Annotated in this window: 1 protein-coding gene; it reads right to left on the bottom strand. The window is 76.8% G+C overall.

All coding sequences use genetic code 11. The features are described from left to right. Window positions 1–436: ATP-binding cassette domain-containing protein (locus G3I78_RS48645; protein WP_164437058.1), on the bottom strand; the 436-nt coding region annotated here is incomplete at both ends.

Here is a 436-nt window from a genome sequence, read left to right as displayed (position 1 = left end):
GGTGTCCTTCCTGTCGTCCCGGACCACGCCGGGCGCGTCGGGCAGCTCGGTGCGGAGCCGGGAGAAGCGGGGGTCGGCGGGGTCGCGCGCCTCGCCGGGGCGGTAGCTCTGGTCGATGCGACGCTCGGCCGCGATGCGTCCCTCGTCGAGCACGACGACGCGGTCCGCTCGCGCGAGCGCGGCCCGCTTCGACGTCGCACCGATGACGGTGGTCCCCCGCTCGCGGAGCGAGGTCCACAGCTCGATCTCGGTCGCCGCGTCGAGCGCGCTCGAGACGTCGTCGGCGAGGAGGAGCTCGGCGTCGGTCGCGAGCGCCCGCGCGAGGGCGAGCCGCTGCACCTGACCGCCCGAGAGCCGGACGCCGCGGTGCCCGACCAGCGCCTCGTGCCCCCCGGCATCGACAACGTCGCGCTCCAGGCGCGCGTCTGCGACCGGG

The sequence above is a fragment of the Streptomyces sp. SID13726 genome, from assembly GCF_010548375.1.
GTDB lineage: Bacteria > Actinomycetota > Actinomycetes > Streptomycetales > Streptomycetaceae > Streptomyces.
The sequence above is the reverse complement of the archived record's forward strand: the minus strand, read 5'-3'. Positions and strand labels throughout refer to the sequence as shown.